At 34.0% G+C, this 24,859-nt stretch carries 25 protein-coding genes; 10 read left to right on the top strand and 15 right to left on the bottom strand.

What is annotated here, in order from left to right; translation table 11 throughout:
* Window positions 1–225: 225 nt before the first annotated feature.
* The 5 genes from B0A67_RS09845 to B0A67_RS09825 all read right to left on the bottom strand — a co-directional run bounded on the left by B0A67_RS09845 (window position 226) and on the right by B0A67_RS09825 (window position 7,755).
* On the bottom strand, window positions 226–1,392 hold the full coding sequence (locus B0A67_RS09845) for a DUF1501 domain-containing protein (RefSeq protein WP_072964364.1): 1,167 nt from the start codon (window positions 1,390–1,392) through the stop codon (window positions 226–228).
* Window positions 1,393–1,404: 12 nt separating this feature from the next.
* Complete coding sequence (locus B0A67_RS09840) at window positions 1,405–2,802, bottom strand: DUF1800 domain-containing protein (RefSeq protein ID WP_072964363.1); 1,398 nt, start codon at window positions 2,800–2,802, stop codon at window positions 1,405–1,407.
* A gap of 409 nt (window positions 2,803–3,211) precedes the next feature.
* Entirely contained in the window at window positions 3,212–5,608 is a 2,397-nt protein-coding gene (locus B0A67_RS09835; RefSeq protein ID WP_072964362.1) for a ribonucleoside-diphosphate reductase subunit alpha, read from the bottom strand.
* Window positions 5,609–5,872: 264 nt separating this feature from the next.
* The gene (locus tag B0A67_RS09830) at window positions 5,873–6,850 is read right to left on the bottom strand and encodes a ribonucleotide-diphosphate reductase subunit beta (protein ID WP_041518445.1); all 978 of its coding nucleotides are present in this window, start codon (window positions 6,848–6,850) and stop codon (window positions 5,873–5,875) included.
* Between the two features lie 335 nt (window positions 6,851–7,185).
* Window positions 7,186–7,755: a DUF3109 family protein gene (locus tag B0A67_RS09825; protein WP_072964361.1), complete on the bottom strand. Its 570-nt coding sequence runs from the start codon at window positions 7,753–7,755 to the stop codon at window positions 7,186–7,188.
* Window positions 7,756–8,061: 306 nt separating this feature from the next.
* On the opposite strand from B0A67_RS09825, the gene B0A67_RS09820 reads away from it, so the two are divergent.
* The 3 genes from B0A67_RS09820 to B0A67_RS09810 all read left to right on the top strand — a co-directional run bounded on the left by B0A67_RS09820 (window position 8,062) and on the right by B0A67_RS09810 (window position 9,558).
* On the top strand, window positions 8,062–8,640 hold the full coding sequence (locus B0A67_RS09820; RefSeq protein ID WP_072964360.1) for a MarC family protein: 579 nt from the start codon (window positions 8,062–8,064) through the stop codon (window positions 8,638–8,640).
* Between the two features lie 108 nt (window positions 8,641–8,748).
* Window positions 8,749–8,949, top strand: coding sequence for a hypothetical protein (locus tag B0A67_RS09815; RefSeq protein WP_017496183.1), 201 nt, complete (start codon window positions 8,749–8,751; stop codon window positions 8,947–8,949).
* A 3-nt stretch (window positions 8,950–8,952) separates the two neighbouring features.
* Window positions 8,953–9,558 (top strand): FAD-dependent oxidoreductase, encoded by a 606-nt coding sequence (locus B0A67_RS09810; protein ID WP_072964359.1) that lies wholly within the window; start codon window positions 8,953–8,955, stop codon window positions 9,556–9,558.
* Between the two features lie 111 nt (window positions 9,559–9,669).
* Here B0A67_RS09810 and B0A67_RS09805 read toward each other — a convergent pair whose 3' ends face one another.
* The 5 genes from B0A67_RS09805 to B0A67_RS09785 all read right to left on the bottom strand — a co-directional run bounded on the left by B0A67_RS09805 (window position 9,670) and on the right by B0A67_RS09785 (window position 13,048).
* Window positions 9,670–9,981, bottom strand: coding sequence for a hypothetical protein (locus B0A67_RS09805; protein WP_072964358.1), 312 nt, complete (start codon window positions 9,979–9,981; stop codon window positions 9,670–9,672).
* A 76-nt stretch (window positions 9,982–10,057) separates the two neighbouring features.
* Window positions 10,058–10,423 carry a nuclear transport factor 2 family protein gene (locus B0A67_RS09800; protein WP_072964357.1) on the bottom strand — a complete coding sequence of 122 codons (366 nt, stop codon included), beginning with the start codon at window positions 10,421–10,423 and terminating at the stop codon, window positions 10,058–10,060.
* A 17-nt stretch (window positions 10,424–10,440) separates the two neighbouring features.
* Entirely contained in the window at window positions 10,441–12,018 is a 1,578-nt protein-coding gene (locus B0A67_RS09795) for a S41 family peptidase (RefSeq protein ID WP_072964356.1), read from the bottom strand.
* Window positions 12,018–12,449, bottom strand: coding sequence for a deoxycytidylate deaminase (locus tag B0A67_RS09790; RefSeq protein WP_072964355.1), 432 nt, complete (start codon window positions 12,447–12,449; stop codon window positions 12,018–12,020). The genes B0A67_RS09795 and B0A67_RS09790 overlap by 1 nt, the downstream gene beginning before the upstream one ends.
* Window positions 12,450–12,454: 5 nt before the next feature.
* Complete coding sequence (locus tag B0A67_RS09785; RefSeq protein WP_072964354.1) at window positions 12,455–13,048, bottom strand: HupE/UreJ family protein; 594 nt, start codon at window positions 13,046–13,048, stop codon at window positions 12,455–12,457.
* Window positions 13,049–13,218: 170 nt separating this feature from the next.
* Between B0A67_RS09785 and B0A67_RS09780 the strand changes: the two genes are divergently transcribed.
* Window positions 13,219–13,650, top strand: coding sequence for a tellurite resistance TerB family protein (locus tag B0A67_RS09780; protein ID WP_072964353.1), 432 nt, complete (start codon window positions 13,219–13,221; stop codon window positions 13,648–13,650).
* Window positions 13,651–13,787: 137 nt separating this feature from the next.
* Here B0A67_RS09780 and fbp read toward each other — a convergent pair whose 3' ends face one another.
* Window positions 13,788–14,795 carry a class 1 fructose-bisphosphatase gene (gene fbp / locus B0A67_RS09775; RefSeq protein ID WP_072964352.1) on the bottom strand — a complete coding sequence of 336 codons (1,008 nt, stop codon included), beginning with the start codon at window positions 14,793–14,795 and terminating at the stop codon, window positions 13,788–13,790.
* A 262-nt stretch (window positions 14,796–15,057) separates the two neighbouring features.
* Between fbp and B0A67_RS09770 the strand changes: the two genes are divergently transcribed.
* The 3 genes from B0A67_RS09770 (at window position 15,058) to B0A67_RS09760 (ending at window position 17,425) form a co-directional block, all read left to right on the top strand.
* Entirely contained in the window at window positions 15,058–15,546 is a 489-nt protein-coding gene (locus B0A67_RS09770) for a GNAT family N-acetyltransferase (protein ID WP_072964351.1), read from the top strand.
* A 204-nt stretch (window positions 15,547–15,750) separates the two neighbouring features.
* Window positions 15,751–17,010, top strand: a complete 1,260-nt coding sequence (locus tag B0A67_RS09765) for an aspartate kinase (protein ID WP_072964350.1) — start codon at window positions 15,751–15,753, stop codon at window positions 17,008–17,010.
* 178 nt (window positions 17,011–17,188) lie between these two features.
* Window positions 17,189–17,425, top strand: a complete 237-nt coding sequence (locus tag B0A67_RS09760; RefSeq protein ID WP_072964349.1) for a hypothetical protein — start codon at window positions 17,189–17,191, stop codon at window positions 17,423–17,425.
* Between the two features lie 178 nt (window positions 17,426–17,603).
* Here B0A67_RS09760 and B0A67_RS09755 read toward each other — a convergent pair whose 3' ends face one another.
* Window positions 17,604–17,954 (bottom strand): helix-turn-helix domain-containing protein, encoded by a 351-nt coding sequence (locus tag B0A67_RS09755; RefSeq protein WP_072964403.1) that lies wholly within the window; start codon window positions 17,952–17,954, stop codon window positions 17,604–17,606.
* 979 nt (window positions 17,955–18,933) lie between these two features.
* Between B0A67_RS09755 and B0A67_RS09740 the strand changes: the two genes are divergently transcribed.
* A complete protein-coding gene (locus B0A67_RS09740; RefSeq protein ID WP_072964346.1) occupies window positions 18,934–19,164 on the top strand; it encodes a DUF5808 domain-containing protein in 231 nt (76 codons plus the stop codon).
* Window positions 19,165–19,422: 258 nt separating this feature from the next.
* On the opposite strand, the gene B0A67_RS09730 is transcribed toward B0A67_RS09740, so the two are convergent.
* From B0A67_RS09730 to B0A67_RS09720, 3 genes are all read right to left on the bottom strand, one after another.
* Window positions 19,423–21,600 (bottom strand): outer membrane beta-barrel family protein, encoded by a 2,178-nt coding sequence (locus B0A67_RS09730; RefSeq protein ID WP_072964344.1) that lies wholly within the window; start codon window positions 21,598–21,600, stop codon window positions 19,423–19,425.
* A gap of 113 nt (window positions 21,601–21,713) precedes the next feature.
* Entirely contained in the window at window positions 21,714–22,775 is a 1,062-nt protein-coding gene (locus B0A67_RS09725; protein WP_072964343.1) for a helix-turn-helix domain-containing protein, read from the bottom strand.
* Between the two features lie 38 nt (window positions 22,776–22,813).
* Window positions 22,814–23,155 carry a helix-turn-helix transcriptional regulator gene (locus B0A67_RS09720; RefSeq protein ID WP_072964342.1) on the bottom strand — a complete coding sequence of 114 codons (342 nt, stop codon included), beginning with the start codon at window positions 23,153–23,155 and terminating at the stop codon, window positions 22,814–22,816.
* A gap of 342 nt (window positions 23,156–23,497) precedes the next feature.
* Between B0A67_RS09720 and B0A67_RS09715 the strand changes: the two genes are divergently transcribed.
* Both B0A67_RS09715 and B0A67_RS09710 read left to right on the top strand, forming a co-directional pair.
* Entirely contained in the window at window positions 23,498–23,725 is a 228-nt protein-coding gene (locus tag B0A67_RS09715) for a DUF5808 domain-containing protein (RefSeq protein WP_072964341.1), read from the top strand.
* Between the two features lie 397 nt (window positions 23,726–24,122).
* Window positions 24,123–24,680: a hypothetical protein gene (locus B0A67_RS09710; RefSeq protein WP_072964340.1), complete on the top strand. Its 558-nt coding sequence runs from the start codon at window positions 24,123–24,125 to the stop codon at window positions 24,678–24,680.
* Window positions 24,681–24,859 lie beyond the last annotated feature (179 nt).

The following is a 24,859-nucleotide window of genomic DNA, read 5'->3' as shown; positions in this document are numbered from 1 at the left end:
AGGATTTCTTAACAAATTTAGCAGGTTTTGTATGATAATATAAAAATACGAGCTTAAAATGAGATATTTACAATGGACTTTTCTAAGATACTAAGGTTCTGAGTTGCTAAGGCTCTAAGATTTTTTGCCACGGATTCACGAATTGGCGTAAATTTTTATGGCTATTTAATTCTAATTTCACAGATTTTCAAAATAAAAATTCGTGAATTCGTGGCTATCTTTCAATCAAAATAACCCAGAAACCGGTTTATTCGAAATCCCAATTTTAGCATAATCAAAATTCATTTTTTGCTGTAACAAAGAAGCATACACACTTCTAAAATCAATTTCGTATTTTAAATCGCCATTATCCAAATTCGCTAAATCAGGATTATTACCTAAAATTGTTCCTTTATTATTTCCTCCGATAATAAACATGGGCGCTGCTGTTCCGTGATCAGTTCCGCTTCCGTTGTCTTTTACCCGTCTTCCAAATTCAGAAAAAACCACTATGGTAACATTCTGAAGTAATTGCGCTTGTTTGAGATCCTGATAAAAACTATATAAGGCATCATTTAGATCTGCTAGTTTTTTCTCATGAAGAGCAAGTTGATTGTCATGGGTATCAAATCCGCTAAGAGAAGTGTAGTATACTTTCGAATTCAGGTTTCCTTTGATCAATCGGCCAATCCATTCCAGGTTTTTAGACAAATCCGTTTTAGGATAACTGATTTCGGATTTGGATTTCGCTAATGCTTTCTGAATTTCATCAGATCCTTCTGTAACGGAATTAGCAATTTTTCGAACAAAATCTAATTGGGGATTATCGGACAATTTTATACCTTCTTCTTTATTGGCTTTTATCTTAAATCGATTCGGATCTTTTACCGTTATCGAATTCGGCTCCATTCCTTTTAGTGCCAGATTATCAATCGAATCCAGATTTATTCCTGCCGTTGCCTGATGTCCGTTGCATTGCAAATCTAAATATCTTCCTAACCAGCCCTGGTTTATATATTTATTAGAATCTGTTGCAGTTTGCCAAATTTCCTGGCTTCGAAAATGAGAACGAACAGGCTCGGGATATCCCACATTCTGAATCACGGTTAAATCTCCGTTTTGCTGCATTTGGGCAAAATCTTTTAAAGCCGGATGAAATGCCATTCCTTTATTTTTTCCAATAACGGCATCTTTATTCAACGCGATTTTAGTCCGCAAATCATAATACAGCGGATTATCATACGGAATAAAAGTATTCAATCCGTCGTTTCCTCCGTTCAACTGGACAAATACAACACACTGCTCTCCGATTACCAAATTATTCTGTGTACCAAAAGCATGTAAAAAATCAGGAAGCACAAGCATTCCGCCTGTAAAAGTTCCTGTAAGCGTTAGAAAATTCCTTCTGTTCATGGCTGTAGCTTTCTAAATTAATTGATATTCGGGTAGTTTTGTAATGTAATTAAAGAGTCTTATCACGGCAAAATTGGCATGTTCTTCTTTTGGGTCAAAATCGTATTTCAGTAAGTTTTCCATGTCTTTTTGCATCGAATCATTTACTTTGAATAATAACCTGTTCGATAAGTCGGCGATAATGGTTTTGTTATTTCCATTAGAATCAAAATCAATTTTCACTTCTATTTTCTCCAATCCTGATTTTGGTTTTTCAGTTTCAGAAGCCATTGTATTCAATGCTTTTCTGGTGATACTTCTCCCACTGCAAAGCAAATCTGAAGTATTATTGCGCTGCAGATAAATCTGCGAAGTCAGCCAGGAATTTCCTCCATCCCAACCTTTTACATTAATCTGATTGTACAAATCCATTCCTTGTTGTTTCAGAAAATACAGCACAATCGTTTCGTCAAGATCTTCAATGTTTAATTCATCCAGAAGTTGCAAAATATAAACCAGCGGATCTTTTATTTTAGTCCCGGAAGTTTCTTTTTTGTATTCTTCGGTAAATATTTTAGTGAGTAAAGGTTGAATTTCGAACTTTACTTTCCTTAAATAATCCCCGTAATAAGTTACCTGTTCGTCTGATGGATTATCATAAACAAACCATTTCAGAATCTTTCTGGTAATCAAATACGGAGCATTTTTCTGTTCAAAAATGATATCAACGAGATCATCCGAATTCCAGTTTCCGGTCTTTCCAAAATAAGTTTTATCGGTGTTATCCTGAGCAAGGCTTCTGTAAATTGCCGCATCATCTCCGTAATTTAGTCCCGCCAAAGCTCTTGCGCCGTTTTTGATATCACTTTCAGAATAATTCCCAATTCCAATGGTAAATAATTCTAATAATTCACGGCTTAGATTTTCATTGTATTTGCCTTTTTTATTATCGACATTATCTAAGTACTTCACCATTGCATTCGATTTTACAATTTGCTTTGTGAGTTCTTTGAAGTTCCCAAAGGCATTTTCGCGTAAAATCATATTGTGCTGATATGTCCAGTAGGTAACTTTTACTTTTGGGGAAGTAGAAACAAAATGATTGTGCCAGAAGCAAACCATGTTTTCGCGTAACGGAAATTCATCGTTTCGCATTTTAGAAATCCACCATTTTTTGAATTCAATAGTAGAATATACTTCTTTTTTGAGGATTTTCTTTTTTTCTTCTGAATCGGCGGTTTTGATGGATTCCCGCAATTCTTTAAGCTCAAGAAGCGTTTTGGGATCGTCATTTAAAAAAGCAGGAAGTTGTGTGTCAAACTTGGAATCATAGGAATGTTTTAGAAATTTTTCTAATCCCAGTTTCTCTATTTTATCGGATTCTTTTCCGGAAAACCCCAACCGTAACGACCAAAGATTGCTTTTTTTCATAACACAGGAATTTGTTTAGCAATAAGACTTGACTTTTTCTCAAAGGTTTAATTTGAGAAAGGGCCTGAGGTTCTTAGATGCTAAGGTGCTAAGTTTTAAAAATCTTTGGTATTAATTAGAACGTGAATTTTTTGGGGATATTGTAATGTAACTAAGATTGTCGACTTTGATTGCGTAGAATGGATTAAAATCCATCCCTACAATATAATTTACGTAATTCACAAAGTTCCGATAATTAAATAGCCCCGATTGAAGTGGAAATCCTTTTGTGCCGGCGTTCGGCACAAAAGATTGCAACGAAAAGCGGGAAATAGCTCCTAAAAAAAAGCAGCTACCTTACGATAACTGCTTTCTATAAATTAAGAATAAATCTATTCTCTTTCTTCTATCTTCTTTCTTCTAAAAAAAATTAAGACCCACACATTTCACAATCATCCGGCTCGGCAGCTTGCGCTTTTAAAAGCATCGCTTTATAATCCTCAACGCTGATCGCTTCTGTTTCCGGAACTAAAGTTGCCGGTGCCTCTTCTTCTTTTTTATCGTTGTTTAGGGTGAATTTAATGGCATCAACCGCAGATTTTGTTCTTAGGTAATACATTCCTGTTTTTAAACCTGATTGCCAAGCGTAGAAGTGCATTGACGTCAGTTTAGAATAGTTGGCATCCTGCATGAACAAGTTCAATGATTGCGATTGGTCAATAAAATAACCTCTCTGACGTGACATATCGATAATGTCTTTCATCGACATTTCCCAAACTGTTTTGTATAATTCTTTCAGGTCTTGCGGAATCACATCAATATTCTGAACTGATCCGTTATGACGCATGATTTCTTGTTTCAAAGTTTCGTTCCATAAACCTCTGTCTACTAAATCGTGAAGTAAGTGTTTGTTTACCACGATGAATTCTCCAGACAATACACGACGTGTGTAAATGTTTGATGTATATGGTTCGAAAGCTTCGTTGTTTCCAAGAATTTGTGAAGTCGAAGCTGTTGGCATTGGCGCAACCAATAATGAGTTACGAACTCCATGTTCCATCACTTGTTTTCTTAATGAAGCCCAGTCCCAACGTCCTGATAATTCTTCATCTTTCATTCCCCACATGTTGTACTGGAATTCTCCTTGTGACATTGGAGAACCTGCAAATGTAGAATACGGACCTTCTTCTTTTGCCATTTCCATAGAAGCGGTTACGGCTGCGAAGTATAATGTTTCGAAAATTTCCTGATTTAATACTTTTGCTTCATCACTTGTAAACGGCATTCGCAACATGATAAAAGCATCAGCCAAACCTTGCACTCCCAATCCTACCGGACGGTGACGCATATTGGAATTTTCAGCTTCTTTTACCGGATAGTAGTTTCTGTCGATTACTTTATTCAGGTTACGGGTTACACGTTTTGTAACATTGTAAAGTGCTTCGTGATCAAATTTTCCGTTATCAATAAACATTGGTAATGAGATAGACGCTAAGTTACAAACCGCAATTTCATCTTTAGAAGTAAACTCCATAATCTCTGTACACAAGTTAGAAGAACGAATTGTTCCTAAATTCTTGTGGTTCGATTTACGGTTTGCGGCATCTTTATACAACATATAAGGCGTTCCTGTTTCGATTTGTGACTCAAGGATTTTCTCCCATAATTCACGTGCACGAATGGTTTTTCTACCTTTTCCTCTAAATTCATAATCAAGGTACATTGCTTCGAATTCTTCTCCATAAACATCGTACAATCCAGGACATTCGTTAGGACACATTAAAGTCCATGTTGTATCTTCCTGAACACGTCTCATGAATAAATCTGAAGTCCACATGGCGAAGAATAAATCTCTCGCACGCATTTCCTCTTTTCCTGTATTTTTCTTTAAATCTAAGAACTCGAAGATATCTGCATGCCATGTTTCGATATAAATCGCAAAACTACCTTTACGTTTTCCACCACCCTGATCTACATAACGAGCCGTATCGTTGAAAACTCTCAACATTGGTACGATTCCGTTTGATGTTCCGTTTGTACCACGAATATAAGATCCTGTTGCACGAACGTTATGAATAGAAAGACCAATTCCTCCCGCTGACTGCGAGATTTTAGCCGTTTGTTTTAAGGTATCATAAATACCATCGATACTATCATCCTGCATGGCCAAAAGGAAACAAGAAGACATTTGAGGCTTTGGAGTTCCTGCATTAAACAACGTTGGTGTTGCGTGCGTAAAGAACTTTTTAGACATTAAATCGTAAGTTTCGATTACTGATTTTAAATCATCAAGGTGAATACCAACTGAAACACGCATCAACATATGTTGTGGTCTTTCGACGATTTTCCCGTTTATTTTAAGAAGATAAGAACGCTCTAAGGTTTTGAAACCAAAGTAATCGTAATTGAAATCTCTTGTGTAAATGATATGCGAATCTAAGAACTCTGAGTTTTCCTGAATCACATTGAATACTTCATCCGAAAGCAACGGAGCATCTTGTCCGTTTCTTGGATTTACGTACAGGTACATATCTTTCATCGTTTCTGAGAACGATTTTTTTGTATTTGAATGTAGGTTCGAAATTGCCACACGCGCTGCTAATTGTGCATAATCCGGATGCGCAATTGTCATAGAAGCCGCCGTTTCTGCCGCAAGATTATCCAGTTCAGAAGTTGAAACCCCATCATACAATCCTTCGATAACACGCATGGCTACCTTAACAGGATCTACAAGCTCGTTTAAACCGTAACACAATTTTTTGATTCTTTCTGTAATCTTATCAAACATTACGGGCTCTCTGTGGCCATCTCTTTTTACTACATACATAAGCTTACTATTTTAGTTATTGAAAAAATGAAAGACACTGGAATAACGAGTTCCAGATCTTAAACATTGCGTGTTTTAAAATTATTTTTTGAGAATTGTAGGATTCTCAATAGTTACCTGTTCCAGCCCATAAAACAGGCTGAAAAAGGATTAAAAATTGTCATCGAATCTGCGATTTGGGATAGAGATTCAACCGAAAAATGATCTGTTATAAAATTTTATTCTTTTTAGCGTTTCGAGGTAACGCTAAAATATTCCTGTTGTCTAGAAATCTGCATCAAATGAAATTTTCTGAGCATCGCTGTCTGTGTTCATCACACCTGATTTTTGATACTCGGCAACACGTTTTTCAAAGAAATTGGTTTTTCCCTGAAGAGAGATCATGTCCATGAAGTCAAACGGATTCGCTGATCCATACACACGCTCGCAACCTAATTCTACTAATAATCTATCTGCAACAAATTCCAGATATTGCGTCATTAATACCGCATTCATACCTATTAAACTTACCGGAAGAGATTCTGTAACAAATTCTCTTTCGATATCTAAAGCGTCAACAATAATTTCTTTAATTCTTTCTTTTGGCACTTTATTGATCAGGTGATGATTGTGTAAGTGTACTGCAAAGTCACAGTGTACACCTTCGTCACGGGAAATCAATTCGTTAGAAAAAGTTAAACCTGGCATTAATCCACGTTTTTTCAACCAATAAATAGAACAGAAGGCACCTGAGAAAAAGATTCCCTCCACTGCTGCAAAAGCAATTAGTCTTTCAGCAAATGAATCTGATTCGATCCATTTTAAAGCCCAGTCGGCTTTTTTCTTAATTGCAGGAAAAACTTCTAATGCATTAAACAATTCTGCTTTCTCTGCTTCGTCTTTCACGTAAGTGTCGATTAACAAAGAATAGGTTTCGCTATGAATGTTTTCCATCATGATCTGAAAACCATAGAAAAATTTCGCTTCGGCATATTGCACTTCGTTGACAAAGTTCTCTGCTAAGTTTTCATTTACAATTCCGTCAGAAGCCGCAAAGAATGCTAATATGTGTTTAATGAAATATCTTTCGTCGTCACTTAATTTATTATTCCAGTCCGTCAAATCCTGGTGCAAATCGATTTCTTCGGCAGTCCAGAAACTAGCCTCCATTTTCTTATACCATTCCCAAATATCATGATGTTTGATAGGAAAAATAACGAAACGATTTTTATTTTCTTGTAATATTGGCTCGACTTGTGACATGGTAATTTTTGTTTAATTTTCTTACTGAATTTTCACTAATTCAATACAATACAAAGATTGTCATTTATCGCTAAAAATGAAAGCCAAACTTATTCACAATTCGACGTAGTTTTTAACAACGCACTAAAATTGCGATATTTTTCAGACAATAATTAATTTATTGTAAATGAATGGTTTAAAAGCGAACAAACATCCTTGAAGCCCGTAAAATATAGACTTTTTGTATTAAAAAGCAAGGAATTTCGAATTGTTTTTAAAAGTTTTTTTTTGAGTTACAACTTTATTTTTTGAGTTAAAAAATGTCTTTATAAAGTAATAACTGAAGCAGACGGATTTTAAGATTTTTTAAGTTCTTCAGCTACTTTTTCAAGCTCTAAATACCAGTCCTGGCCAAAGCGACGAATCAAAGCTTCTTTGACAAATTTATAAACCGGAACTTCTAACTCTTTACCTAAAGAACAGGCATCGTCGCAAATATCCCACTTATCATAATTCACCGCAGCAAACTCTGTAAAATCTTTTACACGGATTGGATATAAATGACAGGAAACTGGTTTTTTCCAATCTATGATTCCCTGATTGTATGCTTGCTCAATTCCGCAAAGAGCAGTTTTACCGTCAAAAATAACGTAAGCACAATCTTTTTCATCGATTAGCGGTGTTTCAAGATCACCATCAGTTCCTTTTACCCAGGTTCCCTGCGCTTCGATTGCAGCAATTCCTTCTTTTCGCAAAAAAGGCTTTACTTTAGGATAAATTTCTTCCATGATTTTAGTTTCCGCTTCGCTCAATGGCGCACCCGCATCTCCATCAACACAGCAGGCTCCTTTACAAGCTGACAAGTTGCACACAAATTCTTTTTCAAGAATATCCTCTGAAATAATGGTTTTACCTAATTGAAACATGATAATAAAATACTGAAAATTTATAAAGTGCAAAGATAGACAAAGAAAACAGATAAAACACTCTAAATATTTAACCACAAGGCACGCAAAGATTTACACAAATCTCACAAGCTTATCACTTTTTTACCCTTTGCGTACTTTGCGTAAATCTTTGCGAATCTTTGCGGTTAAATTATCTTTTGTTACAAATATCACTTTTTAAACACTTAAAGCGTGTTTTTATAACAAAAATACAATGTGTTAAAAAAATACCTACCTTTATTATCTACCTTTGCAAAAATTTTAAACGCTTAAAATCAAAGTAATATGCTAGAAATCGACTTTAAAGAGATAATTACTGTTGGAATGGTTCTTTTTGCTGTAATTGATATTGTAGGGTCGATTCCTATTATTGTGAATTTAAGGGCAAAAGTCGGACATATCGAATCTGAGAAGGCTTCGATTGTTGCGGGACTTATAATGATTGTTTTTCTTTTTGTTGGAGAAGGCTTCCTGAGCCTGATAGGCATTGATGTTCACTCGTTTGCCGTTGCAGGTTCTTTTGTATTGTTTTTCCTTGCTTTAGAAATGATTTTAGGCATCAGAATCTATCGTGACGAAGAACCGGGATCTGCTTCTATCGTTCCTTTAGCATTTCCGTTAATTGCCGGAGCAGGAACTATGACGACTTTACTTTCCTTACGATCTCAATTTCACACCATTAATATTATAATTGCCATAATCTTAAATATCATATTGGTTTATATTGTTTTGAAATCCTCTAAAAAAATAGAAACTTTATTAGGAGAAAACGGACTTGGCGTGGTTCGTAAGACATTTGGAGTGATACTTTTAGCGATTGCTGTTAAATTATTTGCCGCTAATGTTAAAGGTTTGTTTGTCTAACATTTATTTTTATAAATTTACCCCATAAAATTTCTAAAATACGACTTGAGGATATTTTTTAACATCTAAAGGTTTTACTTTATTATTTTAGGCAAATAAACAACCATTATGAAAATCTTTACTTCCATCTTAGTGCTTCTGGCATTAGCTTTAATTGTTTTTAATATTACGTTGCTAGACTTCAAAAATCCTTTTCAGGGAGATAGTGTAGTTGCTTTTATTGGAATTGCAGCTTCATTTTGCGCCGTATTGATTCTTTTGATTTTTAGAATTTCTAAAAGAATCGAAGAAAAAACAAACGGCAGATAATATATGTTTGACGTTTTAATAATTGGCGGAGGCGTTTCTGGCATGTCTTGTGCTCTCGTTTTAGGATCAGCTAAAAACAAAGCTTTTGTTACCGATAAAAAAATCGGAATTTTTACACACCAAAAAAGTTCCTCTTTACAGGAGGCAATTTTCTACAACGCTTACGGAATAACACCAGGCAAATTAGGTGCTGATTTACTGGAAGAAAGCACGCAGGATTTAGCCGTGACTTATCCGCATATTACTCAGATTCCAAATGAGAAAGTAATTAAAATTGAAGGTTCTTATCCTGAATTTACTGTTACTACAAACAAAAACTCATACCAAACAAAAAATATCGTTGTAGGGATTGGTTCAGCCAATACTTTTGACATCGAAGGTCTGATGCACTATATTGAACCACATAAAAAAGCCTTGCCCGAAAAACAGCGTATTCAGCTTAAAAACAACGATCATAAAGTAACCGATGGTATTTACGTTATTGGAACTTTAGCCGGATGGAGAAGCCAACTGGCAATTGCTGCCGGAAGTGGTGCTGCTGTTGCCACAGATATTCTTACTTTATGGAATAACGGCGTACAAACTCATGCTCACGATAGTATTCGATAAAAAATTCACTATAAAATTATTCAACCATATAAGTTATATAAGTTAATATAAACATGCTTTGCGCATAGATTAAATGGACTTATATAACTTATATGGCTGAACTCTTTATTTCTATTTTACTGAAACAATTTCCTTTACTGTGATATGCTTCTCTGTATCTGTTTTCCAGATTTCTCCTTTTACTGAGACTTCATCACCTTCTTTAAATCTTTTGTAGTTTTGTGGTCCGCCCACATTTACAATACTTACAGTGGCAAAATAAACCTCATTTTTAGCGGTATTAATTTTAGCCGTGTAACCGTCTTTTCCATTCTCTATAGATTCTACTTTTCCTGAAATCGTATTTTTATCTTTCATACCAGCACAAGAGATGACAAATATCATTAGTACGACCAGAAAACTTATTCTTTTTAGATTTTTCATGTATATATTTTAAATGTAAATCTCGTTCCTTTTAGATAAGATCTATTACATTATCTTTTAAATAATTATTATTATTTCACTGTAGAGTGACGCAACTTCCGGCAATTACTTTCAGGCTTTCGCCGAATTGCCTCCAGACTCTTATATAACGAAATGAATTAGCGATAGGATTATTATCATATGTTCCTTTTAACAAAATAATCACACTCACCACTGCTGTATCCTCAATTACATTAATAATTTGATCTGCAGCTTCAAGTGTTTCGATTTTTATTTTGCCTGAACGATACGATTCTAAATCAACCTCTTTTGTGATGGTTTGTCCGTCCGGTAAATTAAACAGTAAATCATCGTGCAGCATTTTTTCCAGAGTTGGAACATCCGCATTCTTAATAGCCGTTAGAAGTTCGATTTCAGCATTTACAATAGTTTCTATTTTCATCTGACAAAAATTAAGGATTACTTTTTTGGACTCAAAACTGCTTTAATCATCGCATCTTCTTTCAGGATCACATCATAATAATACAATTCACCATACAGTTGTCTCGCAAATTCTGCGGTAATATAACGATTCACCAAAGCTTTGGTTTTATCTAATTTCAGGTCTAAACCTGTCATTAAAATATAGGTTCTAAACTTTTTAAAATAAACATCTGAGTTTTTCATTTTATCCAAAAACTCATTAAAATGAAGATCTTTAAAAGCGTCTCTGTTTTTATCTAATTCTTCGAAGACAAAATGCCCAACGATTCCGGTCTGCATCAGATAGGCTACATTTTCATTTCCGTGTTCTGCTTCCATTGGCACAAACACATCCGGAACGATTCCGCCGCCTCCGTATACAATTTTTCCTTTTGGAGTTTTAAACTTCAAAGAATCTGCTACTTTTATGCTGTCTTTTGCATAAAGCTCACCGGATTTGATACGGGATTCTGATTCCTTAAAATATTCCTCATTGCCTTTTTTATATGGCTTTTGAATCGATCTTCCGGTTGGCGTATAATATCTTGCCACGGTTAATCTCACAGCCGAGCCGTCATTGAAATCCATTTCGCGCTGTACCAATCCTTTTCCAAAAGAACGTCGGCCTACAATCGTTCCGCGATCACTATCCTGAATTGCTCCGGCCAGAATCTCACTTGCCGAGGCGCTGTTTTCATTGATCAAAACATAGACTTTTCCAGTTTCAAAACTTCCTGCTTTTGTAGCATATGTTTTTTCAGTGGTTCCGTTTTTATTTTTGGTAAAAACAATCAATTGCTTGTCTTTCAAGAACTCATCGGCAATTGCAATAGCTTCTTCCATATAGCCGCCGCCATTATCGCGAAGGTCTATAATTAGCGATTCAATTCCTTTTTGTTTCAGCCTTGTTAAACCGGTTTTGAATTCATTAAAAGTAGTTTCGGCAAAACGATTGATTTTGATGTAACCCGTTTTATTATCGAGCAACAAAGAAGCATCGACACTTTTTATTGGGATAATATCTCGTTTTACTTTAAACTTCAGTTTCTTTTGTTCTGATTTCCTAAAGACAGTCAATTCAATTTCAGAACCTTTAATTCCTTTTAGTTTGGAGAATAAACTATCTGAAGGCAATCTTCTGCCGTATAGTTTTGTTTTTCCGGCAAATAAAATTCGGTCTCCTGATTTTATTCCGGCTTTCGCCGAAGGTCCGTTTTCAATAGGTTTTATAATCGCAACAGAATCCTTATACATATAAAAATTGATTCCGATTCCAACGAAATCACCTTTCATGCTTTCAGCTACTTCAGCTTGTTCCGTAGGCGGAATGTAAACAGAATGGGGATCTAATTTTGATAAGATATTGTCTACGGTGAGGTTTACAATAGAATCTGTATTGATACTGTCAACATATTCGTTATTGATAAAATCAATGAGTTTATTCAGCTTGGTTTTTGAGTAATTTTTAGCCAACAGCTGATCATCAACGGGAGCATTCATAAGGCTTCCGATGACAATACCAAGAGCAAAAGTCGCTCCGATAATGATTGGCAAATATTTTGAGTTCAATTTCATCACTCTTCTAAAACAGGAATATGCTGTACTTCAACACCTGCTTTTATTAAAAACTGAATTCCGGAATCATCACGATATCCATTTTGATACACTACTCTTTTTATTCCGGACTGATGTATTAATTTGCTGCACTCTTTGCAGGGCGAAAGTGTAATATACAAAGTCGCTCCTTCGCAGGATTGTGTTGATCTGGCTACTTTCAGGATCGCGTTTGCTTCAGCATGCAAAACATCCCATCGCGTTAAACCTTCTTCATCTTCGCAGCAATTTTCAAAACCGGATGGCGTTCCGTTGTAGCCATCAGAAATAATCATTCGGTCTTTTACGATAATCGCACCTACTTGTTTTCGTTTACAATACGAAAGCGAACCCCATTCTCTGGCAATTCTCAAATACGCCTTATCGTATTTATTTAATTTTTTTTCTTCCATTTATTTTATCTGTTCCAAATTGGGCTTTCGATAATCATAGGAACTACTACTCCTATAACAAAAGCCGACATTACGAGTGCCCAATCGCGTTTTGAAAAACGAAATACGGTCTGTACAATATAGGATACTATCAAAACCACAAAGACTACAACTAACTGAGCTGCTTCGATTCCCAAAGCAAATTCGCCTAAAGGTAGTAATTTTGAACCAGGTGAGCCTCCTAAAATCGTCTTGAAATAATTGGAGAATCCAAGTCCGTGAATTATTCCAAAAAACAACGTTACAAAAAACACTAAATTCAATCCGTCATTCTTTGACGCTTTCCCTGCTGTAAAAAGATTAAAGACCGCGGTTATTAAAATTGTGATTGGAATTAAAAATTCAACAGTATTCACTTTTATTGCTATGATTCCAAAAACTGAAAGTAACAAAGCCAAAGTATGGCCAATTGTAAAAACAGTAACTAAAAGCAAAATACGTTTCCAGTCTTTAAACAAATAAGGAGTTGTTAACGCAATTAAAAAAAGAACATGATCATAAGCATGAATATCTAAAACGTGCTTTAATCCTATTTGAAAATAAATCCAAAATTCTGACATACGGGTACTACTATTAAAATGATTAGGGGCTGTAAACTTACGATTTATTTTGAAAAACTAAAGAGGACACAGCGTAAATGAAGGAATAAAAATAAGTTAAATTTTATGAGAAAATTAAAATTAATAATTTAAAATAAAAATTATCTTTGCCATATAAAAATCAACAAATTATGCCATTTTCAGAATTATTTGATAACGAATTCAAAGAAAGAAACAGAGGTCATTTCTCTGCCATTGTTCGTGTAGCTTTTGCTGACGGCAAAGTAAGTTTAGAAGAAAAAGACTTCTTAAATAAATTAGCTTCCAGATTAGAAATTTCGGAAGACGAATACAATGAAATCCTTACAGATCCTTGGAAACATGCAATAAATCCTCCTTATTTATATACACAGCGTTTAGAGCGTTTGTTTGATTTAGCGAGAATGGTGCACGTAGACCATCATTTAGGAGATCAGCAGGAAGTAATGTTAACCCGTATGGGATTGGCATTAGGTTTTACTCCTGGAAACGTAAATTACATTGTATCAAAAGCATTGTCTTTAGTAGATAAAAAAGTAGATTTGGATACTTTCCTTTTCGAAATGGAAAACATGAACAAGTAAGAAAGTATTCCGTTTTCAGTGGCAGTTTTCAGTCACAGTAAACAGTTTAGCTAAAATAAATAAACCCGACAGATTTGAAATTTCAAAAATCTGTCGGGTTTTCTACTTATAGTTCAATCTGAGACTGTCACTGAATACTATAAAGCTTCCGCCATAAACTGCTCCGCTTTTTCTACCATATTATAACTGCCGCAGAAAAAAGGAACTCTTTCGTGTAATTCAGTTGGCTGGATTTCCATAATTCTTCCAAAACCATCTGTTGCTTTTCCTCCTGCCTGTTCTGCAATAAACGCCATTGGGTTGCATTCATACAACAAACGCAACTTTCCTTTTGGTGCTTTTGAGCTTGTTGGATACAAATAAATTCCGCCTTTGATCATATTTCTATGAAAATCAGATACGAGACTTCCAATATACCTTGACGTATAAGGTCTGTCTTCTTCTTCTCTCTGGCAATATTTAATGTAATTTTTTACACCTTGCGGAAAATGAACATAATTTCCCTCGTTTACCGAATAGATATTTCCGTTTTCCGGAAATTTCATATTAGGATGTGACAAATAAAATGTTCCGATCGCCGGATTCAGTGTAAAACCATTTACGCCATGACCTGTAGTATACACCAACATGGTCGAAGTTCCATAAATTACATAACCTGCTGCAACTTGATTGATTCCCGGTTGTAAAAAATCCTCGCTTGTTACCGGGGTTCCTATTGGTGTAATTCTTCTGAAAACAGAAAAAATAGTCCCAAGAGAAACATTTACATCAATGTTTGAGGATCCGTCAAGCGGATCCATCAAGATCACGTACTTATTATTATTACTGTTGTCGCTCCCCTTGACAGTAATAAATTCGTCGTTCTCTTCTGAAGCAATACCACAGACAATCTCACGGTTTATTAACGTCTGGATAAATACTTCGTTTGCATACACATCTAATTTTTGCTGGTCTTCTCCCTGGATATTTTGTTCGCCTACGGCGCCAATAATATCCACCAATCCGGCTTTGTTGACTTTATAGTTTACGACTTTTGCCGCCAAACGTATAGAGTTGATAATTCGGGAAAGCTCTCCCGACGAATACTGAAATGCTTTTTGGTTCTCAATAATAAACTCTCCTAGTGTTTTATTGCGTTCTTCCATTGCTATATCGTTGTAGTTTTTGATTATAAGTCACAAATATCGCTTTTTTTGTGAGAATGATTCAAAAATTATTTTGTTAGTTTGACACTATTGTATATTTGCTAATTAAAGACAGTAAGTACCGAATAAAAAAATAGATTTTTAGCGAATAAACGCTTAATAATAAGAATATATGAATTGCCCTTACAAGAAATTCGTACAAAGAATTTTTGAGCTAAAAAAAGGCAACACTATATTCCGGAATAAAATAAAATGACATAATATGAATATTAGAAAAGGAAATCCTGAAGACATGAAATCGGTTTTGGGATTAATACAGGAGTTGGCAATATTCGAAAATGAACCTGAAGCTGTTGTTATAACTGTTGACGATTTAGTACGTGATGGCTTTGGCGAAAAACCGTTATTTCATGTATTTGTTGCAGAGATTGAAGATGAATTAAGTAATAAAGAAATTGTTGGAATCGCATTGTACTATTACAGATATTCTACCTGGAAAGGAAAAACAATACATCTTGAGGATTTGGTTGTTAAAGAAAAAATGCGCGGGACAGGTTTAGGATCTGCACTTTATTCTGAAATAATGAAACAAGGAAAGCGAGATAACGTGCGAAGAATAGACTGGAATGTTCTGGCCTGGAATACTCCCGCTGTGAAGTTCTATGAAAATTCAGGAGCTAAAATTCTTGAAGACTGGCAAGTGGTTCAAATGGATGAAAACGGAATTAATTCGTTCTTAGAAAAATTATAAAAATATTTTGCCACAGATTATAGGATTAAAATGATTTTAAAATCTGGGGTAAGTTCGCCACGAATTTCACGAATGTACACAAATTTATTTATGCCAACTATTGGCAAAAAATCTTTGAAATCATTTTAATCTGTGGCAAAAAAATCATAAAGAATAGTAGATTTCATTAATCTGAAGTCTAAAATTAAAAATCTAAAATTAAAAATGAGAGTATTTAAATTTGGTGGCGCATCAGTTAAAGATGCTGATGGAATTAAAAACGTATATGACGTTTTGCAAAAAGTAGGTTATGAAGATGTGATTTTGGTTGTTTCGGCAATGGGAAAAACCACAAATGCCCTTGAGGTTGTCATCAAGAATTATTTTGATAAATCAGCAGAGTTGAACTCCTCTGTACAGGAAATAAAAAAATACCACAATCAAATCTTATTGGATTTATTTGAGGATGAAAAACATGAAGTTTTTACTGCTGTAAAAGCGCTATTTTCTGAATTAGAATATTTCCTTGCACACAATAAATCTCCTAATTACAATTTTGTTTACGATCAGATTGTGAGCTTTGGAGAGTTGATTTCGACTACAATCTTAAGTCATTATATGAATTTCAGAGGAATTCAGACACAGTGGCTTGATGTTCGTAATTTTATTAAAACGAATGCGAATTACAGAGACGCCGAAGTAGACTGGGAAACCACCCAACAATTGATCAGTAAAAATGTAAAACGCAAAATCTTAAACATCACACAAGGATTTTTAGGTGCTGACGAAAATAACTTTACTACTACTTTGGGCCGTGAGGGTTCTGATTATACTGCAGGAATTTTTGCTTATTGCCTGAATGCGGAGAGTGTAACGATCTGGAAAGACGTTCCGGGAGTTATGAATGCTGACCCTCGTTATTTTGAAAATGCGAGTTTATTAAACCAGATTTCGTATCGTGAAGCGATCGAATTGGCGTTTTACGGTGCAACGGTTATTCACCCTAAAACATTACAGCCTTTACAGAAAAAGGAAATTCCGTTATACGTAAAATCGTTTATCAACCCGTTACTAAAAGGAACTTGTGTTTCTAAAGGTGTTGATTTAGAACCACAATATCCATGTTTCATTGTAAAAAGAAACCAGCTTTTGATTTCGCTTTCATCAATTGATTTCTCTTTTATAATGGAAGAAAACATCAGTGAGATTTTTGCTTTGTTTCACGAATTTAAGATAAAAGTAAATCTGATTCAGAATTCTGCTATTAGTTTCTCTGTTTGTGTAGAGGATAAATTCGAAAATTTTACAGAACTAAATGCGATACTTTCTAAAAAATTCAAAGTCGATTTTAATGAAAATGTAACCTTATATACGATTCGTCACTTTACAGAACAGGCGGCAGAAACTGTAGAAGACAATAAAGTGGTTTTACTTAAACAAGTAAGCCGCGAGACAATGCAAATCGTTACTAAAGAGATTAATTAAATCTTCTTTATTAAGTTAATTATTTAATTCAATTATACGAAAGGCTTCACTTATTGGTGAAGCCTTTTTTGTTTCTTAAACCACTTACACTGCTTTACAAATAGATCATTATTAAAAAACCTAAAAATAATTTACTAAATTTACTTATGTTTTTCTAAAAATTTAAAGTTCCCAAATCATGAGAGATAACAATGAGCCAAGCGAAGAAATCAAAAATGAATGGGAAAATGATCCTGAAAATTGGATCTGGGGAATGTTTTATTACAATCCGAAAGACAAAAGGCAATACTTTCCTAAGAAAATGAAAGAACTTGGGTGGCACGCTAATTATGCAAACTCCAACAACATAATTATCCTTTCATTATTATTTGCCATAATTCTGATCTTCATAAAATATGCTAAATATAAACAATAGCATCATTACTATACTTTTCTAAACTAATCCCCTCGACAACATTTTACAATGTGAATCTATTACATCATAAACTTATATATTTAAAATACTATTGATAACAGTTTTTATCTAAATTTTTAAAGCTCAGAAAACAGAAATATTAGACAGTCAAAGACCTCACCAATAAGTGAAGCCTTTATTATTTCTTCTTCTTATTATTATTACTTATTATAATTTTTAGATCTTCAATCTTCAATTCGTATTCTTTTATTATTTTTTTGTAACCGCTAAGCGTTTTAATTTCCTCAAAAGGTTCTTTTATTAAATTTCCATTTAACGAAAATTTCGATTCTTTCCGCACCAAGTCTTCCGGTGCTATTTCAAAAACCTCACAAATTTTATTAAAATGACTTGCCCAGGAAGTGCTTTCTCCTCTTTCCATTCTTGAGTACGCAGATAATGATATATGCAAAAAATCTGCCACTTGCTCTTGTGACAGATTCTTAGACCGTCGCAATTCTTTAAGCTTATTTCCTATAATTGTGTTCATAATTAACATTTTTACGAAAGTAAACGTAAGAAATATTTTGCAATATCCCGAATACAGATTTAAAATAACCGATTTCCGAACAAGACTTATTTAAAATTATAGATAGATTTGATCTTTATTAATTATTCTTAATCAAATAAGAAAATGAATTATCCAGCTCTATTTCCATCACTAGTTGTTATAATAATTGCTCTGGGATACCGGTATCTAAATAAAAAAAAGTAAACGAAAGAAAATCAAAATGCCCCATCTTTAAACTATGGAATATAACATCGAACCATCCGAAGAAGAAAAAAATGATTGGCACAACGATCCTAACAATTGGGTTTGGGGTCTTTTTTACTATAATCCAAAAGATAACAGATTACTTTGCCCTAAGAGAATAAAGCAATTAGGCCTTACAATTAATTTCGGTAATCCTAACTCTGTTTTCTTTGCTGTAATCCTTATACTTACTTTGTATCTTTTGTCCTTTAATATTACTGTTCCCTTTATTACTACTTCAAATTTTATTATACGCCATATACGGCACTACTGCACTAATTGACTTATCAATACTGGCGTATTGGCTGTTATGTTTTGGTATTATTATATATAAAACCGAAAAAAAATTAAAACACAATGACACCATAAAAAAATAAGCATGAAATCCAAAACTAAAAAAGCACGTTTTTTTATCAATTACATTTTAGGCCCTGTCTATATACTATTTATGTTTAGGATTACTTTTTTTGAAGACTATGAATCTTTTACAGAAAAAATTATTGAACATAAAAGTGATCCTATGATGTATCTCGCATTTATACTTGCGGTAATTAGCTGGCTCTTTATACAATGGGGAGCGAAATTTCCGAAAAACAATAAACAAATCTCATAACCATGAATAAATCAGGATTTTTGATGTCCTTTCTTGTAATCATAATTGCATTAGGATATCAATTTAGTAAAAAAAGTATTTTTTTTTAAATCTAAACTTTATATGAACTACAACAGCGAACCATCTGAAGAAGAAAAAAACAATTGGAGTCAGGATCCTAATAATTGGGTTTGGGGGATTTTCTATTACAATCCAAAAGACAAAAGAACGTTTCCTCCTAAAAGAATAAAGCAAATGGGATGGACAATTAACTTTGCTAATCCCAATTCTGTTTTTCTTTGCGTTATTATGATTCTGATTTTAATGATTTTGTGTGAGAGTGTACAAAGATAATTTTAATCTATTTTTTTATAACTATATGGCAAATCAAAAAAACCTTTTACTTCTTTTTTTAATTCTTATTCTATTATTTATTGGTTCTGACATAAATCACATTTTTCAAACAGAAAGTCTGAAAGACATTTCATTTTTAGATTTTAGACATTCGATCGGACCTTTTTTGACTTCTATTGCCGTCTTTTTAAGCTATAAAGCACAAATTAAAAAAGAGAAAAGCACTGCAAAGCAAGCCAATCTAACGCACTAAAAAATTTACCTCGCCCTATTATTTTCGCTTTGTTCAATCTCCGTTTTCTTAAAAACCTGTTTCTTCGAGTTTCCAAAACTATAAGTGGCAATCAATTTAAAATAATTGGTTGTATACGTTCTGTGATAATAGATTTCAGTTTGTCCTACGTCATAATTACCAGAAACCATGAAGTCATGAAAAATATCATTTGCGGTAAAATTGAGTTTTAGGGCCTCTTTAAAAAAGTTTCTTTCGATTCCTACAGTAACTGTCGATCTGCTATTTTCACTTCTTAATCCATAGCTTTTATCGCCAAGATACCAGGCAAGCAATTGAACTTTAAAAAGATTCGGAATCGTAAATGTATTATTCGAATACAGATAGATTTGAGGTTTGACCGGACCCGAAGCATATTCATAAAAACTATCGATCGATTTACTTAAATTCATACTAATTGTATTTGTCGAATTCCACCATTTGTTTGTAAATGATCTTGAAAGCGAAGTAAAAAAAGTATGTTCTTTTTCTATATTTAATGATCTCAAAATATAACTGTTGGGCGTATCGCCACGCAAAGCAGCTCCGGAAATTGGATCGATTTTATAGGAATATCCTATTCTAAAATCGAACTTTTTGTACATCGCACCAATTTCAAAGGCATGAACTTTTTCAGGTAATAAATTAGGATTTCCTTCTATAGTGGTAAACGGATCCTGATAAATAACAAACGGATTCAAACCCTGATATCGTGGTCTTGTTATTCTGGAAACATACGATAAATGTGCTTTCAAATCATCTGAAACATCCATATTTAGTAACACATTAGGAAAAAAATTGCCATAACTTTTTTTGAATTCCTGAATCCCGTTTGCAGTAGTATACAAATTATAACTCGTCCATTCGCCTCGGGCGCCAAAAGAAAAATTAAACTTCTTTCCTAATGAACTTCCATAATTAAAATAAACGGCACTGATTTTTTCAACGTATTTAAAATCACTCGAAAGTTGATCATCAGGTTCAAAATCTCCATTTTCTACATCAGAAATCAGGAAATCTGTTCCTGATTGTACTTTCGCATTGCTAAATTTTGCTCCGGTTTCGAGCTTTGTATTTTCATTTATCTTTTTAGAATAATCTGCCTGAATGCTTATAATATCAATTGTATTGTCAACATTATTCTTCAAATACTTTTCAGTATTTCCTTCGTCGACCAAACTATTTTCATCAATAAAATCTTTTACAATTCCTTTATAATTAGAGTATTGCGTTCCTATAAATAACGACGAACCTTTACTATCTGTTATGGCATTATAATTTAGATTAATGAACTGATTTAGCAACACATCATTTTTAGCAACATCCGTGGCATAAAAACTATCTCCAACATTATTACTGATGGAATTTCGGCTTTCTACAATTCCGCCTAAATCTTCAATATTCCCGCTATAGGCCAACGAAATATAATTCTTTTCAGAGAACGTGTATTGCAATCCAAAACCAAAATTTGAATAATTATTAAATTGTCTTTTCCAGTCTGTCGTTAATTCAGATCGCATATAATCCTCCGGATTAGGTCGCGTTCTGGTTGTGTATAATAATTCGCGGCCTTTACCCAATTGCAATCCGTAATTGGTGATAAACGAAAAATTGCCTTTTGTATAATTAAAATCCAGAAGTGTATTCGTACTCGTTCCGGCAAACTCAGAAACGGTAATTTGCTGACTAGCCGTTCCCATCATACCGTTTTCAATATTTTTTTTGGTAATAATATTGATCACCGCTTTTCCTTCGGCATCATATTTTGAGGATGGATTTGAGATTACTTCAATCTTTAAAATTTGAGAAACCGGAATCGCGGCAAAACGTTCATAATTAATCAAGATTCCGTTAAGGTAAATAATCGCTTCCCCTTTTCCGAGAACACTTATTTGTCCTTCGGCCACAATAACATTCGGAACCCTGCCCAATAATTCATTGACAGAACTGCTTGTCGAAAGTAACGTATTGGCGACATTAACATCGATAGTTCCGTTTGCTGAATATTTTACTAATGAAGTTTGTCTTTTAATAACAACTTCGTTTAACTCATTATTCTGACTGGTATTTTTCTCGGAAATTGTTGGCTTGGATTGTGCTTTTATTTCTTCAATAGAAAAAAACAAACAATAGATATACATGAAAACAGAAACTGGGAATCTCATAGATTTGACAATTTAAAATTTGACTTTGTTGAAGACAAAAGTCTATTGTAAATCACTAAATGAGGTAATCGTAACTGAAATCAGGAGTACGAATTTATAAATTCACACTCGTTCTAAGCCTGTAAAGCCTGAAGCTGATAATTTAAGGGCGTAGTTCCGGTATGTTTTTTAAAGGCTGCAAAAAAGGTGGATTTAGAATTAAAACCCACATCATAACCAATAGATTCTAACGTTAGCTTATCATTTGAAGTGATGATTTTGCAGGCTTCATTTATTCGGAACTCATTCACAAAACTCGTAAAATTCTTGTTGAGATTGTTATTTAGAAACTGCGATAACTGATGACTTGTGATATTGAGTTCCTGAGACAAATCCTGTAAAGTCAGATTGGAGTTTTTATACCATTCTTTTTCAACCATTACTTTTTCGAGTTTTTCGGATAAAATTATGGCCTCGGCTGAGTCTATTTTTTTAGCCGAAGTTTTGGGTCCATTCAATAAAAACAAATCATCTGTTCTTTTTCGGTACAACAAAATCGAAATAACCAAATACAGAATAAAAGAAAAAACAACCGCGCCACTTATATAGGTTGCCGCCGGAGCATGCATGATGGCCAGAAAATAAAAAAGGAACAACAAGAAATTACCCAGAAAAAGCATTCCAAACCACATTTCTGCCGGAGTTGTTTTGTGTTTTCTGTTTACGATTTTTGCCAATATTTCTCTGATCGCAAAACCGGAGAAAACAATATAAGCAAACCACTGAAAATAAATAATCCTTATGAAAATTTGGTTCCAAAGCAAAGGATAATATTCATACGGATAAATAATCCCGACCGAAATAATCAATATTGCCCAGAATAAAAGTGTGCCTTTCCAGGATTTGGGCATTACATTAATTTCGGCAACAGCTGATTTCAGGAAATAATACAAACAGGGACCAATAAAAAAACAAGCGGTTAGCCCAATTTGTAAATATAATCTAGGCAACGCGGGACTAAAATATACAAATACCGATTTGCCAATTCTGATGCTTAGGGCAAATAAGAGTGCGCCCAGAAAATAATTGGTCAGGTATTTTTTTCTGGTAAAGAAAAAGAAATACACGCCCAAAATAATTCCGTTGAAAACTCCCAAAGCACTAAAAAAGAATAAGAGTTCCTTACTGGTATCCATAAATTACGTTTGTTATATTCTGACAAAGCTAAAAAAAATTATGACTTCAGCGTTTTTTTATTGTGCTTCAGATCCTTAATCATTTTTTTCAATTCTTTGATACGTTCCTCATATTGTTCTATCACTTTATGAGATAATACTAGACTTGTATCCTCAGAAGAAACGGCTTTCTGACTGGTTTCTATCCGAAGTAATTCTTCAGGAGCTATTGCAAAAATTTTACAGATTTTTAGAATATGAATCGCCCAGGTATGACTTTCGCCATTCTCCATTCGCGCATAAGCGGATTGTGACATACTAAGATAATCAGCCATTTCTTCCTGTGACATCTTTTTATCTTTTCGAAGTGTCTTGATTTTATTCGCTACAACAATATTCATAATAGACGGAGTTTTCCTTACAAACCAATAGAGGACAGTTTTATAAATATATACTCACAAACAAGTCATTATTTTCAAATAAAAAATACCTGTAAATTACGTACTAAAAATACCCGATAATCACATAAAACAAACGCTGACAATGTAGTAATTTAGACATGCTAAAAAAACAGCATCCACATCTGACAAGATAAATCACCAAAACTCCTGAAAACACATGAATAATTCGACAATATTCCTAACTCTACTTATCATTATAATTGCATTAGGATACCGCTTTGGTAAAAAACGTTCCTGATCATTTTAATACATTTTACCAGCTTTTTTTAAACCTGCAAACAAATGAACTACAACAATAATCCAAGCGAAGAAACTCAGAACGAATGGAATAATGATCCCAACAACTGGATTTGGGGATTTTTTTATTATAATCCTAAAGACAAAAGATTGTTTCCGCCAAAACGATTAAAACAAATGGGATGGACTATTAATTTTGCCCATCCTAACTCTGTATTTTTAGCTGTAATTATCATTGCAGTTCTTCTTATAATAAGCGAACAAATAAAATAATTAAAACACAAAAACTAATGATCTTAAGGGATCAGTTATTCATTGACAACATGAAATTTTTTATATTCAAATACAGCATAGCCATTATGAGCTGTCTTTATTTAGCTTACTTTTTTTACAACCCGGACCATACGGGAAATATGATCAAAATGGGAACCTCTCTTGTTCTGGCACTTTCTATATCTCTTGCTCTTTACAATCAGATAAAAAGCAGGTAAACTTTCAAGATTTGTATTGACTTAGCTTTGTGAACTTTGAGTTTTTAGAAACATTCTTATCGTTGGCCAATACATTGTTCGCACTGACAACATTGAGCTTCATGCTTATTTTTAACACTTTACGAAAAACATATTAATAAATTGATTAATTTTAATTGAAATTTAAAAATTGTAATCCTATGAAAAAATTATTATTACTTTGCTTTATAGTTGTTTTATCCTCTAATTTCTATGCACAGGAAACAGCTGTAAAAGATGCAAAAAGCAAAACTGCAGCTACTGCTAAAAAAACAAAAGCAACTGCAGACAAAGCGGCAACCGATGCGAAAAAAGAAGCCGCAAAATCGAAAAAAGCAGCCAAGGATGCAACTGATGCTTCAGCAGCAGCAAAAAAAGAAACTGCCGCAGCAACCAAAAAAGCAGCTGATAAAGAAGCCGCCAAAGCAAAAAGTGATGCTACAAAAGCCTCAAAAAAAGCTACTGCAGCAGCAGAAAGCACAAAAGCTGACGTAAAGAAAACAGCAGCCAAAGCTGACGCAACAGCTAAAACCGCTAAAAAAGACGCTACGGCAACAACTAAAACTACTACCAAAACGCTAAAGGAAACTTCTGAAAAAGCACCAAAAGTAGCGGACAAAGTTACGGGGGAATACAACGGGAAAAAAGTATATACGGGACCAAAAGGCGGTAAATACTACATTAACAAAAATGGAAATAAAACATATATTCAGGATTAGGAAAAAGGTGCTAAGACTCTATCCCGAAAGATTACAACATAAAAAACTTTGAAGCCGAACGTAAGTTCGGCTTTTTTATTTGCTAAAAAAAACTTAGAACCTTAGCCCCTCAGTATCTTAGAACCTTAAAAAAAATTACAGAGTTAATAATTTAGTAATATGTGCGAAATAACATAAAA

The sequence above is a fragment of the Flavobacterium aquidurense genome (genome assembly GCF_002217195.1).
In the GTDB taxonomy this organism is placed as follows: Bacteria; Bacteroidota; Bacteroidia; order Flavobacteriales; family Flavobacteriaceae; genus Flavobacterium; species Flavobacterium frigidimaris.
The sequence above is the reverse complement of the archived record's forward strand: the minus strand, read 5'-3'. Positions and strand labels throughout refer to the sequence as shown.

What these genes read in the sequence shown, in the direction of transcription:
- B0A67_RS09845 (WP_072964364.1), bottom strand. Translation starts at nt 1,392, where the DNA reads ATGAACAGAAGGAATTTTCTAACGCTTACAGGAACTTTTACAGGCGGA.
- B0A67_RS09840 (WP_072964363.1), bottom strand. Translation starts at nt 2,802, where the DNA reads ATGAAAAAAAGCAATCTTTGGTCGTTACGGTTGGGGTTTTCCGGAAAA.
- B0A67_RS09835 (WP_072964362.1), bottom strand. Translation starts at nt 5,608, where the DNA reads ATGTATGTAGTAAAAAGAGATGGCCACAGAGAGCCCGTAATGTTTGAT.
- B0A67_RS09830 (WP_041518445.1), bottom strand. Translation starts at nt 6,850, where the DNA reads ATGTCACAAGTCGAGCCAATATTACAAGAAAATAAAAATCGTTTCGTT.
- B0A67_RS09825 (WP_072964361.1), bottom strand. Translation starts at nt 7,755, where the DNA reads ATGTTTCAATTAGGTAAAACCATTATTTCAGAGGATATTCTTGAAAAA.
- B0A67_RS09820 (WP_072964360.1), top strand. Translation starts at nt 8,062, where the DNA reads ATGCTAGAAATCGACTTTAAAGAGATAATTACTGTTGGAATGGTTCTT.
- B0A67_RS09815 (WP_017496183.1), top strand. Translation starts at nt 8,749, where the DNA reads ATGAAAATCTTTACTTCCATCTTAGTGCTTCTGGCATTAGCTTTAATT.
- B0A67_RS09810 (WP_072964359.1), top strand. Translation starts at nt 8,953, where the DNA reads ATGTTTGACGTTTTAATAATTGGCGGAGGCGTTTCTGGCATGTCTTGT.
- B0A67_RS09805 (WP_072964358.1), bottom strand. Translation starts at nt 9,981, where the DNA reads ATGAAAAATCTAAAAAGAATAAGTTTTCTGGTCGTACTAATGATATTT.
- B0A67_RS09800 (WP_072964357.1), bottom strand. Translation starts at nt 10,423, where the DNA reads ATGAAAATAGAAACTATTGTAAATGCTGAAATCGAACTTCTAACGGCT.
- B0A67_RS09795 (WP_072964356.1), bottom strand. Translation starts at nt 12,018, where the DNA reads ATGAAATTGAACTCAAAATATTTGCCAATCATTATCGGAGCGACTTTT.
- B0A67_RS09790 (WP_072964355.1), bottom strand. Translation starts at nt 12,449, where the DNA reads ATGGAAGAAAAAAAATTAAATAAATACGATAAGGCGTATTTGAGAATT.
- B0A67_RS09785 (WP_072964354.1), bottom strand. Translation starts at nt 13,048, where the DNA reads ATGTCAGAATTTTGGATTTATTTTCAAATAGGATTAAAGCACGTTTTA.
- B0A67_RS09780 (WP_072964353.1), top strand. Translation starts at nt 13,219, where the DNA reads ATGCCATTTTCAGAATTATTTGATAACGAATTCAAAGAAAGAAACAGA.
- fbp (WP_072964352.1), bottom strand. Translation starts at nt 14,795, where the DNA reads ATGGAAGAACGCAATAAAACACTAGGAGAGTTTATTATTGAGAACCAA.
- B0A67_RS09770 (WP_072964351.1), top strand. Translation starts at nt 15,058, where the DNA reads ATGAATATTAGAAAAGGAAATCCTGAAGACATGAAATCGGTTTTGGGA.
- B0A67_RS09765 (WP_072964350.1), top strand. Translation starts at nt 15,751, where the DNA reads ATGAGAGTATTTAAATTTGGTGGCGCATCAGTTAAAGATGCTGATGGA.
- B0A67_RS09760 (WP_072964349.1), top strand. Translation starts at nt 17,189, where the DNA reads ATGAGAGATAACAATGAGCCAAGCGAAGAAATCAAAAATGAATGGGAA.
- B0A67_RS09755 (WP_072964403.1), bottom strand. Translation starts at nt 17,954, where the DNA reads ATGAACACAATTATAGGAAATAAGCTTAAAGAATTGCGACGGTCTAAG.
- B0A67_RS09740 (WP_072964346.1), top strand. Translation starts at nt 18,934, where the DNA reads ATGAACTACAACAGCGAACCATCTGAAGAAGAAAAAAACAATTGGAGT.
- B0A67_RS09730 (WP_072964344.1), bottom strand. Translation starts at nt 21,600, where the DNA reads ATGAGATTCCCAGTTTCTGTTTTCATGTATATCTATTGTTTGTTTTTT.
- B0A67_RS09725 (WP_072964343.1), bottom strand. Translation starts at nt 22,775, where the DNA reads ATGGATACCAGTAAGGAACTCTTATTCTTTTTTAGTGCTTTGGGAGTT.
- B0A67_RS09720 (WP_072964342.1), bottom strand. Translation starts at nt 23,155, where the DNA reads ATGAATATTGTTGTAGCGAATAAAATCAAGACACTTCGAAAAGATAAA.
- B0A67_RS09715 (WP_072964341.1), top strand. Translation starts at nt 23,498, where the DNA reads ATGAACTACAACAATAATCCAAGCGAAGAAACTCAGAACGAATGGAAT.
- B0A67_RS09710 (WP_072964340.1), top strand. Translation starts at nt 24,123, where the DNA reads ATGAAAAAATTATTATTACTTTGCTTTATAGTTGTTTTATCCTCTAAT.